8 protein-coding genes are annotated in these 13120 nt (G+C 33.0%); 2 read left to right on the plus strand and 6 right to left on the minus strand.

The window, feature by feature from the left end; all coding sequences use genetic code 11:
• The first annotated feature begins 6 nt into the window (after nucleotides 1-6).
• Both IW18_RS13390 and IW18_RS13395 read left to right on the plus strand, forming a co-directional pair.
• Nucleotides 7-903: a helix-turn-helix domain-containing protein gene (locus IW18_RS13390; protein ID WP_041518390.1), complete on the plus strand. Its 897-nt coding sequence runs from the start codon at nucleotides 7-9 to the stop codon at nucleotides 901-903.
• Between the two features lie 24 nt (nucleotides 904-927).
• Nucleotides 928-2508 carry a Na+/H+ antiporter gene (locus IW18_RS13395; RefSeq protein ID WP_041518391.1) on the plus strand — a complete coding sequence of 527 codons (1581 nt, stop codon included), beginning with the start codon at nucleotides 928-930 and terminating at the stop codon, nucleotides 2506-2508.
• Between the two features lie 98 nt (nucleotides 2509-2606).
• On the opposite strand, the gene IW18_RS13400 is transcribed toward IW18_RS13395, so the two are convergent.
• From IW18_RS13400 to IW18_RS22700, 6 genes are all read right to left on the minus strand, one after another.
• Nucleotides 2607-3800, minus strand: coding sequence for an MFS transporter (locus IW18_RS13400; protein ID WP_041518392.1), 1194 nt, complete (start codon nucleotides 3798-3800; stop codon nucleotides 2607-2609).
• 390 nt (nucleotides 3801-4190) lie between these two features.
• Nucleotides 4191-6254 carry a protein-disulfide reductase DsbD family protein gene (locus IW18_RS13405; RefSeq protein WP_041518393.1) on the minus strand — a complete coding sequence of 688 codons (2064 nt, stop codon included), beginning with the start codon at nucleotides 6252-6254 and terminating at the stop codon, nucleotides 4191-4193.
• Between the two features lie 145 nt (nucleotides 6255-6399).
• Nucleotides 6400-9234: a M16 family metallopeptidase gene (locus IW18_RS13410; protein WP_041518394.1), complete on the minus strand. Its 2835-nt coding sequence runs from the start codon at nucleotides 9232-9234 to the stop codon at nucleotides 6400-6402.
• 93 nt (nucleotides 9235-9327) lie between these two features.
• Complete coding sequence (locus tag IW18_RS23365; RefSeq protein ID WP_052480167.1) at nucleotides 9328-10713, minus strand: TlpA family protein disulfide reductase; 1386 nt, start codon at nucleotides 10711-10713, stop codon at nucleotides 9328-9330.
• 28 nt (nucleotides 10714-10741) lie between these two features.
• Complete coding sequence (locus IW18_RS13420; protein WP_041518395.1) at nucleotides 10742-12217, minus strand: retropepsin-like aspartic protease; 1476 nt, start codon at nucleotides 12215-12217, stop codon at nucleotides 10742-10744.
• Between the two features lie 4 nt (nucleotides 12218-12221).
• Nucleotides 12222-13094: a thioredoxin family protein gene (locus tag IW18_RS22700; protein ID WP_052480168.1), complete on the minus strand. Its 873-nt coding sequence runs from the start codon at nucleotides 13092-13094 to the stop codon at nucleotides 12222-12224.
• Between the last annotated feature and the right edge of the window lie 26 nt (nucleotides 13095-13120).

A 13120-nucleotide genomic window follows, 5' to 3' on the forward strand; every position in this document is an offset into this window, starting at 1 on the left:
CTGAAGATGGAAGAGATTATCAAAGTCGAAAAAATAGCCGATTATAATAACCTTAAAGGTGTTGAAACTCAGCATCCTTTAATAAGTGTATTTGATAATTATAAAACAAAAGCATTACCAAATCACAGCCGTATGCATTTTGGTTTTTATGCTGTTTTTTTGAAAGCCGGAAAATGTGGCGAATTAAAATACGGACGTAACAATTATGATTACGATGACGGAACTATGGTTTTTGTTGCTCCCGGACAAGTAATAGAAATTAAAAATGAAGACGATTATCAGCCTACTGGTTTGGCTTTACTTTTTCATCCAGATTTAATAAAGGGAACTTCTCTGGCAAAACTAATGAGTAGATACTCTTTTTTTTCTTATGAGTTTCATGAAGCGCTACATTTATCTTTAAAAGAGCAACAAATTATAAAAGATTTATTTCATAAATTAGAGTACGAATTAAGTCAATCTATTGATAAACATAGTAAAGGTATAATTGTCAATAATATCGAATTGCTGCTAAATTACTGTGTTCGGTTTTATGACAGACAATTTATAACCCGAGAAAACATTAATACTGATATTTTATCAAAATTCGAAAACTTATTAAATAACTATTTTCAATCTGAAACGCCTCAGGTTATAGGCCTTCCCTCTGTTGGATATTTTGCAGATCATTTACATCTTTCGCCAAACTATTTTGGAGATTTAATTAAAAAAGAAACTGGCAAAACCGCTCAGGAACATATTCAATTAAAGTTAATCAATTTAGCCAAAGAACGAATTTTTGACACGGACAAATCTGTCAGTCAAATTGCATTTGAGTTAGGATTTAAATATCCTCAACACTTTAATCGAATGTTTAAAAAGAATACAGGCTTTACGCCTATTGAATACAGAAGTTTAAACTAATTTTTTTAATATAAACAAAAAAGAATGCTTGAGAATTTCCCTTTTTATCTGGCTATATTAATCGTTATTTTATTGCTGATTATGGTGGCTAATAAAATAAAAGTGGCTTATCCTGTACTATTAGTTTTGGCAGGATTGGCTATCAGTTTTATTCCGGGCGTTCCTCTTGTAAACATCGCACCTGAATTGATATTTTTTATTTTCCTGCCGCCATTATTGTATGAAGCTGCTTGGACGGTTTCGTGGAAAGAAATGTGGCGCTGGCGTCGTATTATTACAAGTTTTGCTTTTATTGTCGTTTTTCTCTCAGCTCTTTCAGTAGCCTTAGTGGCAAATTATATTATTCCGGGATTTTCATTAGCACTAGGTTTTTTATTGGGAGGAATTGTATCTCCTCCAGATGCAGTGAGTGCCGGTGCTATTTTAAAATTTGTAAAAGTCCCCAAAACAATCTCATCTATATTAGAGGGTGAAAGTTTATTGAATGATGCCTCTTCATTAATTATTTTCAGGTTTGCAATGATTGCCGTTGCAACGGAACAATTTATATTTTACAAAGCAGCTATAAGTTTTAGCTGGATGATTATTGGCGGTGTTGCAATTGGTTTATTAATTGGGTGGTTATTTATGAAAGCTCATAAATATTTGCCTACAGATGCTAATGCAGACATCGTTTTGTCTCTACTTACACCTTACATCATATATCTCGCTGCAGAAGAAGTGCATAGTTCAGGTGTTTTGGCCGTAGTAAGTGGCGGTTTACTTTTATCTAATAATAGACATCGTTTCCTGAGTAGTAAATCTCGCTTACAAGGAGTAAATGTTTGGGAAAGTCTTTGCTTTATATTAAACGGATTGGTTTTTATGCTAATTGGATTGGATTTGCCTGAAATTACCAAAGGGCTTGAAGCAGTTAATATTAGCCTTGTAACAGCAATTGGATATGGCGTTTTGATCACATTAGTTTTGATCGTTAGTAGAATATTGTCATCCTACGGTGCGGTAATTGTTACTTTAATTGCGCGTAATTTTATCACTGTTGCTGATAGTAGAAATCCGGGTTTAAAGACACCTTTTATACTAGGTTGGACAGGAATGCGAGGTGTTGTTTCATTGGCAGCTGCACTATCGATACCTGTTTATTTAAATAATGGAAATGGTTTTCCTCAGCGCAACCTTATTTTGTTTATTACATTTATTGTTATTCTTTTGACCTTATTAATTCAGGGATTGACATTGCCTTATTTTATTCGAAAAATTAATTTTACTGCTTTTGAAGATACTTTACCGCGCGATGAAGCATATCATCTCTTGCGAAAAGAATTAGCAGAACATGCTTCAAATTATTTGAGGACTAATTATAGCGACCAGATCGAAAGTAATTCGTCATTGCAGCAATTAATTCAAAAATGGGAACAGCATAGTAACGGAATGGATGATGAATCTATTGGAAAGGATCTTAAAGACATTTATCTTGATTTATTAAACCAGCAAAGACAATGGTTAATAAATAAAAATAAAGAAGATCAATCTTTAGATGAAGCTATTATTAGGCGACAAATGCATTATCTGGATATTGAAGAAGAAAAATTACGTTACATTTAATCGAACGCCGCTTGAAATAGTGTTCTGCTAAATCATCGGGAATAAATTTTAAATATGCTACTTCTAAGATATAGCATATCTACTTTTACAAATTGCGATTATTCCGAAAGTTTAGATTTTTTATTCTTCTGAAATTGAATCCAAACATATCCCAAGGCTAAAAAAACCATTGCTGCGCTGGTATACATTAACATTGGAATTTTTGCAATTACGTCTTGATAAACCCATCCTGCAAAAAGTGCTCCAAGACCAATTCCTGCTTCAAGTGCAATATACATTGTTGCCATAGCTTTTCCTCGATGTTCCGGAAAACTCATATCGACTGTCCAGGCATTTAAAGCTGGCGAAACAATTCCGGTAGAAACTCCGTAAACGGCCGCTCCAATTAAAAGTCCCATAATTGAAGTTGAAAATCCAACGATTACCAATGAAATAATCAATAAAAAAAGACCAATAATTATTAAATGAAGACGTCCGTATTTGTCTGAAGCTTTTCCCGCACCAAAGCGAATCATTACCGAAGTAATCGTAAAAACTACAAAAAACAAACCTTTGTTGGTTATTCCTAAATGCTGACTCCAATCTGGAATTAATGTCAAAATTACTCCATAAGCCATATAAGATAGAAAAGTCACTATAGCTGCCGGTAATACTTCGAGAGCAATAATATCTTTTCTTGAAATTCTCAGAATTCGAAGGCTAAAACGTTGTTTGTGTTTTAAAGTTTCTTTCATATTCATTAAAATAACAATGGACATCAACGCAAAAACAGAAGAAGCATAAAAAAGCATGTTCATAGAAGAATACATTTTAATTGTACTTCCAATTGCTGGCCCAAGTGCCATCCCAATAGAAAAACAAAGTCCGTGTAATCCCAAAGCTTCGCCCCAACGCTCTCGCGGAATAATATCTGCGACATAAGCTGCTGTTGCTGTAGGTTTAAATCCTGTAGAAAATCCGTGAATTAATCTTAAGAATAAAAATCCCGAAACAGTTCCTAAAACTGGATACAAAATACCACACACAAAACAAACAATAGAACCTACTGCCATAACGGGAACTCTACCCAAAGTATCGGTTAGACGACCGCTAAAAGGTCGTGAAATTCCTGCTGTCAATGTAAAAAAAGCGATAATCAATCCTTTGTATTCTGCACCGCCCATATTGCTCAAATATTCAGGAAGTTCAGGAATTAACATATTAAAACTTGCTGAAAAGAGCAGTGAACTTAAACAGACTAATCCAAATTGGAGATTGTAAATTGGATTGATGGCTTTTGAAGGGGAATTCATGAGGAATTTTTAAAAGTGCGAAAATAGCGAAAACTCAAGTTGTAAACTAGTAATTAATCTTAAATGGCAAAAGTTATTGCTTTTACAAACGGGTATATTATTAAAATACTACCAAAGCGATTTACGCTATACATTTGAAAAAAAACAATTCTCTGGAAATCATTATGAAACAAAAAAAGTCTTCAAACATTATTGTTCAAAGACTTTTTTCCTCTTTAAAGAGTACGAATTATATTGTGGTAAGATTAACTAAAACCGTTGGCTATTTTTTCAAACACATAGTCCCGAAGCTTCGGGACTATGTGTTTAAATGTTTCATTCCTAATTAGCTTCAAAAGGTTAACTTAAGTGTATAAAATCTTAAAAAAAGCTTCGACAAATTATTTAAGTCTATAATTCTTTTGAGAATTTCAAAAGTCCTTCGTCTAACCAACTTTTATAATCAACTGACGCCGCTGTATAACCAACGGGCTCGAGTAATGTTTTTTCGTTATGATCCATTAATACATAATAAGGTTGCGAATTTGATTGATAACGAAGCGTTTGCATTTCACTCCATTTTTGTCCAAAATACTTTATTTTCTTTCCCGGATTTAATTTAGAATCAACAATTTCCTCAGCAGTCAATGTTCGCTTATCATCTACATACAAAGAAATTAAAACAACATTATTTTTTAAGATGTTCATAATTGCAGGCTCTGTCCAAACATTCTGTTCCATCTTTCTGCAATTTACACAAGCCCAACCTGTAAAATCCAACATAACAGGTTTTCCTACTTTTTTAGCATAAGCCAATCCTTTGTCATAATCGTTAAAAGCCATTATATCATGCGGAGCCAAAAGATGAGCTCCATCTGGCAATTCAGCGGTTAAATGACTATTTTCGCTATTATTACTGGAACTTCCAACACCATAAGGAGATTCACTATAATCCAGAGGTGGCGGAAAAGCACTTATCAAGTTCAACGGTGCTCCCCAAAGTCCGGGAATCATATAAATGGTAAAACTTAAAACGAGTAATCCCATACTTAAACGACCAACAGAAATATGCTCTACGGGCGAATCATGTGGTAATTGTATTTTTCCGAATAAATAAAATGCTAATGCTCCAAAAACAGCTATCCAGATTGCTAAAAAAGTTTCTCTTTGAAACCAATGCAATTGCAAAACCAAATCGGCATTGGATAAAAATTTGAAAGCCAAAGCCAGTTCCAAAAATCCTAAAACTACTTTTACGGCATTTAACCAACCTCCTGATTTTGGCAAAGAATTTAACCAACCCGGAAATGCGGCAAATAAGGTAAATGGCAAAGCCAGAGCCAAAGAAAAACCAAACATTCCAACAAAAGGTGCAATTCCGCCTCTTGAAGCCGCTTCGACTAATAATGTTCCTACGATTGGTCCAGTACAAGAAAAAGAAACTATTGCCAAAGCTAATGCCATAAAAAGTATTCCAATAATACCGCCTTTGTCGGCTTGATTGTCGACTTTATTTGCCAACGAATTAGGCAACATAATTTCGAATGCTCCCAAAAATGAAAAGGCAAAAAACAATAACAAAAGGAAGAATATAAGATTAAACCAAACGTTGGTAGAAAGCGCATTTAGCGAATCGGCACCAAAAGCCCATGTTACGACCGCACCAAGAAAAATATAAATTGTAATAATAAAGATTCCGTAAAAAAATGCTTTTTTAATTCCTTGCGACTTTGTTTTGCTTTGTTTGGTAAAAAAACTTACTGTCATTGGAATCATCGGAAAAACACAAGGCGTTAACAAAGCGGCAGATCCGGATAAAAAAGACAATATAAAAATGGTTCCTAAACTGTTTAAATCTTGTTTATTTGGTTTTGTTTTTTGCTGTTTTTCTATTGGCGAAATATTTTTCTTAATCGGAAGGTTACTTACGGGAACTTCTTCGACCACTTTCAAAGAGTCTTCTTTTACAATTTCAGTCACAACATTTGCATCAATATCTTTTGATGGAGTAATCTTAGCAATTGGACTTATGTTAAATTCAAGCTCATCGTAACTTGGCGGAAGACAGTTTTCGTCATTACAAGCCATAAACTCAACTTCGGTCTTGATTTTAAAGGGCTTATTATTATTTATTTTTATACGTTGTCTAAAAGTAGTTTCTTTTTCAAAAAACTTAATGGACATTTTAAATACAGGATCATTAATTATTTTTCCTTTTTCCTCTTTTACATCTCCAAGTAATTCAAAATCGGGACTTTTTGTAAAATTAAAATGAGTTGGCAGTGGCCCTCCATCGGCAACATTTTGACTGTATAAATGCCAGCCATTTTCTATTGAAGCCTGCGCCTGCAATTCATATTCAGTATCTGAAACTTTTTGCACACTCGTTTTCCACTTTATGGGACTGTATATCTGAGCATTTGCCATTATCGAAAACAATAGCATAATACTCGCTAAAAATATGTTCTTGTTCATGGGATAAAATTTTAAAGAAGAGGGGCTGAATAGCAATAAACAGCCCCCTTAATAATCCGCTATAAAAACTTATTTGCTTACTAATTCAAAATAATTATTGATAGGGAGAACTAATTAAACTCTTTTATAAAGTTTCTAAAAATATCTATTGTAGCGGTTTAAAAACTACTTCAAAAGTATCTGCATTGCTAAGGAATGAATTGGCAAAATCCTGAATATCTTTTGGTGTTATACTATTTACAATATCTTCATAGTTTTTAGGATCATCCATGTTATAATTTTCTGTAAAATAATTGTACAGTAAACTCATGATATAATTATTAAAATTTTTGCTGTCTGCTCTTGATTTTAGATAGTTTTTTCTAGTCTTTTCTAAATCTTCGGCAACAATTTCTCCATTTTTTACTTTATCAATTTCCTGATATACAATAGGCAATAAATGCTCTACTTTCTCAGCATCACAATCAAAATTGATAGAAACAGTTGCTTTAGATTTTGACGAAGGTTTTGGAAGTTTTACTAATTTAGATCTTAAGTGCGCACCGTAAGTTCCTCCTTCTTTTTCTCGCAAACTTTCAGTATATCTTAATGTAAGTATATCATTAAAAAATGAAACTAAAATTATGTTTTTCAATGAGTAAGGATATTCTTTAGCATAACAAATGTTTACAGAACTTTTTGGCGTTTCCATTTTGATAACAATGTCTTTGTCTATTTTTTTAGAAATCCATTCAACTTCTTTATCTACATATTTTTCGTTGCGTTTAATTCCGGAAATACTGGCAATATACTTTTCTAAAAGCGGTTTTAAAATTTCTGGAGTTACATCTCCAACGATATAAAACTCGAAATTGGATACATCTGCAAAACGATCAAGATAAATTGATTTCATTTTATCAAAAGATAAATCATCAACATATTCCTGATTTTCTATCATTCGTTTTTTAAAACTATTTTTTCCATACACCGTATTTACAATACTATCATTCATTTGAGATTCGATATCTTGTTCTTTCTCGTTTAAAGAATTTTGCATTCTTTGTTTCAAGAGTCCAAACATCTCTGCGTCAAATCTTGGTTTTTCAAAACGCATATAGATCAATTGCATCATGGTTTCTAAATCTCTTACATTGGATGCTCCTGAAATTTTTTCTTTAGAATCTAGTAAATCAAAAGATACATTTGCTATTTTTCCAGTTAGTACTTTTTCCAGATCTGTACTTGTTAGATTTCCTAAACCTGACATTTCTGCCAAATTTGTTGCATAATTTACAGAGGGTAAATCTTTAGGTTCGTACAATGATTCTCCTCCTGTACTCTCGGCAATTAATTTGACATCTTTCTTATTTTTATCCGCAAATTTAAAATGTACTTTTACGCCGTTACTTAATATATAAGTCGTTGCATTGATTTCTTTCGTTGTTTTTTCAGAAACAATTTTACCAGGTTTCACTACTATATCGCCCATTAAAGATTTACCAGCAAACGAATCTACATAGGGTTTTAAAGTAGGATTATTTTCTGCTTTGGATATAATATCAAAGGCTTTTTCCTCATTCAAGTTATTTTCTTTTTCTACTCCGGTAACGGCAACTACGCGATTATTTGTTGTGTACAAATCATTTAGTTGTTTTTGAAGAATTGCTGAATCTAAGTTATTCCAAATTGTCTTTAACATTTCAAACTCAGCTACGGGATCACTTATAATTTCATGTTTTAAGTAATCTTTTTTCACTGCCGAAATCACACTTTTATGCGAAATCTCGTTGAGTTTTTCCAGATAATTTTCATACGATGAAATTCTTTCGGTAACTGCTCTTTCAATCTCTCCTTTTGAGAAACCAAATTTAGTCGCACGAACCCATTCGTTCATTACGACAGTAAAAGCCGCTTCCTGCTGATTGGGTTTTGGAGAAAGACTTATAAATAAAATATCATTTAAACGACTGTAATTTTGAAAACCAATTTGAGCGCCTTTAAACGGACAATCTTCTTTTTGTGCCATTTCTCCCAATCTGTTATTGATTAAGGAGAATGCGATACTACGTTGTGTCGATTTTTCTAAATCAGCAAATGTTCCTGTTGGTTTTTCGGCTTTATGACGAATCATATAAATAATATTCGAACTCGAAATTTCTTTGTCTAAAGCCAGTTTAAATGTCGCTTTATCATTATCCGGAATGGCAATTTCAAAACGTTTTTTAGGGTTTTGACGCGCCGGAATATCTGCAAAAAGTTTTTTTATTCTTGCTTCAATGTCCTCAGCATTTATATCTCCAACAATCGCGATTGCTTGCAAATCCGGACGATACCAATCCTTATAAAAATCTTTTAAAACTTGATAATCAAAATTCTTAACGATTTCCATGTCGCCAATTGGTTTACGATCTGCATACAAACTATTATTATAGTAATAAGGCGCAAGCTGATTGTAAATACGTTGCGATGCATTTTGTCTCGTACGCCATTCCTCCGTAATTACACCACGTTCGGCATCAATTTCCTGATTGGTTAAGGATAAAAACCCAGACCAATCGTGTAAAACCAATAAACAGGTATCGACTACTCCACTATCTTTTGATGGGATATTGTCAAGATTATACACCGTTTCGTCTGTACTCGTATATGCGTTGATGTTCTTACCAAAAACAGCTCCTTGTTTTTGGAGTGTGTTTAAAATTCCTTTTCCCTCAAAATTTTTGGTTCCGTTAAACGCCATATGTTCCAGAAAGTGCGCCAAACCTTTTTGTTGATCGTTTTCTAAAATAGAACCTACGTTTTGAATGATGTAATAACTTGCAGTATTTTTATTTACCGTTGTTGGATAAATATAATACGTCATTCCGTTTGGCAAAACTCCTTTTTTTATTTTTTGATTGACGGCAATTGGATCACCGGCTTTAAAATTTTGAGCCTGACCCGTAAATAAATTGGCAATTATAACGAAGAAAAGAAGTACTGATTTTTGTTTGTAAAACATATAATTTTTCTTTTTTTTTAATTGGTAAGTATAATTTGAAATTGTTAATTGTTAATTAACAATTTCAAACTATGTCCTCTACGTGTTTAATTTCTACACCTTCAATAATTTATCTAATTGCTCTCTCAATTCTGGATTTGACGGACGTAGGGCATTTGAATTAATAATGTTTCCTTTTGTGTCAAATAATAAAAATCTTGGAATGGCATTTACATCGTAATTTTTGGCAACATCAGAATCAAAATCTTTATCAGCCATAATTTGAATCCCTTTTAGTTGTTCTTTTTTAACGAAGTCTTTCCACTTTTGATTGTCTTTTGGTTTGTCTAATGAAAGGCTTACAAATACAATATTTTTACCATGATAATCTTCTTCCATTTTTTTCATGTGAGGAATCTCTGCTTTACAAGGTCCACACCAAGTTGCCCACAAATCGATGTACACTAATTTTCCTTTAAAATCTGAGAAAGAAACCGGTTTGTCTTCAATATCTTTATAAGTAAATTCTAGTCCTTTTTGACCTACATTTTTATGCAGTACTTTTTCATAATCGATTAAAAATGATTTACTAGCTTCAGAAATCATGTACGGTTTAATGCTTGGAGCTACTTTTTCATATTCTTCGATTTTCATGCGAGAAGTTGCTACTGCATCACGTAAAAAAACATCTTTTAAAGTAGGATCTGTAATATGCGTAATAGCTTCTGCCAAGTCTAAACGCTTTGGACCTCCAGCTCCATTTACAGTTACATAAAAGAAATAATTTGACATTAACGAAACTCCATTTGCCAATTTCAACAAATCAGGATCTGTAAATTTTTTATCGGTTTGCCATGTTTTAATAATAGCAGGACGGTCGTCTTTGTCAGGAAATGCAGTTCTTGGCATTCTGAAAAAGTAATATGTTAATTCTTCAACATCTGTTGTTACGGCTAATTTTAATAATTTATCAAAAGCTGCATTTTTCGTTTTAATACTTTTTGTAAAAGCATCTGCTTTTGCAATCCCTTTATCTATCCAAGGATAAAAATCTAAGTAAGTCACATTGCCTCCAACTCTTGCAAACGGCGCAAACTCATTATAAATTTCATTTGCTTTTTGAACCAAAGCATTTTGCCCCACAGCTTTACCGCTTAAAACGTAATTGTCTTTACTTATAGAAAGATTGATATCTAACTTAGGTTCCAGATACAAACGGATTAATTGATTGCGGCCTTTAAATTGTCCGTAATCCACGTAATAAAAACCAGGTGTTGCAATGGGTAACATAAATCCAAATTCGCCTAGAGGATTCACTTTGGCTGTCGCCGCTACGGCAGGCTGTCCTTCTTCGACATTATAAATGGTAATTTCTTTTATTTTAGTTTCAGGAATCGAAATTGTTCCTTTGATTACTGCATACTCAGAAATGTCTGCTGCAAAACTAAATTGCCCGACAAAAATGGCAATTAACAGAAGTAAAATGGTTTGTTTTTTCATGATATTTTAGTTGTTTTTTGATTATATGTTAAAGTGAAATTCGAATAGATTGTTCATTCTGTTCAATAATAAAATCTTTGGGTTCTTTAATGGATTTTAATTTTTTGATGTTTTCAGGATTTCGTAAATCAGTAATTTCAAAATCGTTAATCTGCGCTATTTTTGCGCCTGGTTTAATTTTTTTGAGTTCTTCGTTTTCTGTATCCGTAATTCTTTTTACGACTAAATTGTTCTGATCATCAAAATCTAAATCAAGTCCAGACAAATAAAAAGATGATGCTTTTTTAAAGGCATTATTGGGTTCTAAGTACATGGTTTTATGCAACATATCAATCGTAAAATTGAATCGTTTTATTAAATCAATTCCAAGTGATCCATCGGCAGTTGCCCAACTTTTATTGTTTTCCTGATATTCCTGCAAAGCAATTGTAACGTTCGAAAAATTATTTCCGTTAATAGACACATTTGGAAGCGTTCCTCCCATAATTTGTGTTTGATGTCCTAAACTATGATTTGTTGATGTGTACTCTATTTGAAGTTTTTTGTCTAAGTTATTCTTATGATTAAAAGGTCCAAAAGCGATCAAATCATAACCTGCTCCGGTATCAAAAGTAAAATTGCCTTCTACTGTTTTTTTATCTTCAAAAGTCAATGTTAACGGAACTATTGGTAAACCTGTTTTATAATCGAAAACAAGTGGTTTTGCTTTTCCATCATACACAAAATTTCCAAAATTATAAAGGTCAATTGTTTTGGTATCGAAGTTAACTTTGGTAATAAAATTGCGAAGTAAATTGGCACCAAATAATCCGTCGTAAACACTACTTTTAGGAAAAATAACTAATCCTTGATTGGGAATACTTTGATTACCAATATGAATTGTATTATTTGCCGAATATTGTACTTGCTGACTTCCGCCCACAACTGATGCCGATTTATTGCTCGTAACAACTATTCCTGCTTTGTATGCGCTATCTGGGTTTAACGCCATTCCGTCTGCACCGGTATCAAACAACATAAGAAATTCGCGATCAGTATTGTTCAGTTTTATTTTGACAGCGATTCCGTTTTCGATCATTTCAAACGGAATGCTGGCTACTTTTTTTACCTCAGCATTTCGATCTATTCTGTACAAGCCATCAAAAAAAGTTACATATTGTATTTTATTTGCTGCATTAAAAACGATTTCTGAAGCTTTCTTTTCTTTTCCTTTAAAGAAAAAATTTACGGCAACGCGTGTTTGATTTTTAACTGCAACAGATTTTCCTATTTGCAAAGAATCTAATGCCGATGAGGCTTTGAAAATAGTATTTAAATAAAATTCATTTGATGACGCATCGCCCACGCCAACTGTAAAATCTGGTGCAAGCAATGTTTTTATTGCATTATAATCTTTGTTTTGAAATGATTTTTCGAATGCTTTTAGCGATTCCTGAATTGACTTGTTCTGCGCATAAACAGAACAACTCAAAAACAAAACAGCAAATATGAATATCTTGTTCATCGCTTTATTTTTGTAAAGTGTATGGGTTGTTTGTGCTTTTTGTTACGCCAAAATCTTTCAACAAAATACCCTCAAATTTTGTCCATTCATCGGCGGTATAAAGTGGTTTTGCCTCTGCCAATAATTTTTTAAAACCAGTTAAATCATTTGTTTTTTCGAAGTCTTTTCTTTTATGTTGTAAAATGGTAAATACGTGGCTGGAAACACTTCCTTTGGCAAAATCTTTAGATAATTGTGTGATATTTTTCAAGAAAAGATCGTCGTATTGTCTGCCAATTTTTAATCCTGTAATAATTACGAAAGGAACCTCTGCAACTATTGAAGGCTGAGATTTTAAATATGCATCGACAACCTCAAAAGAAACATTTCTCTTGCCTGCCATGTAAGCTTGTTGGTAAAACTCCGGATAGTCTTTTTCGTTAATTTGCGGACTGTATTTTTTAAAGTCTCCTTTTTTCGCAGCTTCTTTTGCACTTTGAAGCAAAGCCATAAAAGGTTCTACTGCCTGAAAACCCATTGCGTTATCAATCACTTTTCCGTCGGCATTTAAAAATAGAAAGGTTGGAAATCCTGTAACGCCATATTTCATGCTTAATTTTTTTCCAATTTCTTCTTTTAAGATGTCTGATTTGAATGTAACGAAATTATCTTTTAATAACGATGCTACTTTTGGATCAGGAAATACGTCTTTGTCCATTTGTGCACACGGCATGCAACCTGTAAAATACAAATCGACAAAAATTAATTTATGTTCTGTAGCGGCCTGTTTTTTAGCCAATTCCCAACTTTCATCTGCAGTTGTTGTTTGTGCTTTTACAGCAATAGAAGTCCAGGCAAGCAGCAAAAATGCACTTGCAATTTTAAAAATAGGTTTCATAAAGTTTGATTGTTTTATTAGCCGAA

It is taken from the genome of Flavobacterium hibernum, assembly GCF_000832125.1.
GTDB classification, from domain to species: Bacteria; Bacteroidota; Bacteroidia; order Flavobacteriales; family Flavobacteriaceae; genus Flavobacterium; species Flavobacterium hibernum.

What these genes read in the sequence shown, in the direction of transcription:
- IW18_RS13420 (WP_041518395.1), bottom strand. Translation starts at nt 12,217, where the DNA reads ATGAACAAGATATTCATATTTGCTGTTTTGTTTTTGAGTTGTTCTGTT.
- IW18_RS13405 (WP_041518393.1), bottom strand. Translation starts at nt 6,254, where the DNA reads ATGAACAAGAACATATTTTTAGCGAGTATTATGCTATTGTTTTCGATA.
- IW18_RS23365 (WP_052480167.1), bottom strand. Translation starts at nt 10,713, where the DNA reads ATGAAAAAACAAACCATTTTACTTCTGTTAATTGCCATTTTTGTCGGG.
- IW18_RS13400 (WP_041518392.1), bottom strand. Translation starts at nt 3,800, where the DNA reads ATGAATTCCCCTTCAAAAGCCATCAATCCAATTTACAATCTCCAATTT.
- IW18_RS22700 (WP_052480168.1), bottom strand. Translation starts at nt 13,094, where the DNA reads ATGAAACCTATTTTTAAAATTGCAAGTGCATTTTTGCTGCTTGCCTGG.
- IW18_RS13395 (WP_041518391.1), top strand. Translation starts at nt 928, where the DNA reads ATGCTTGAGAATTTCCCTTTTTATCTGGCTATATTAATCGTTATTTTA.
- IW18_RS13410 (WP_041518394.1), bottom strand. Translation starts at nt 9,234, where the DNA reads ATGTTTTACAAACAAAAATCAGTACTTCTTTTCTTCGTTATAATTGCC.
- IW18_RS13390 (WP_041518390.1), top strand. Translation starts at nt 7, where the DNA reads ATGGAAGAGATTATCAAAGTCGAAAAAATAGCCGATTATAATAACCTT.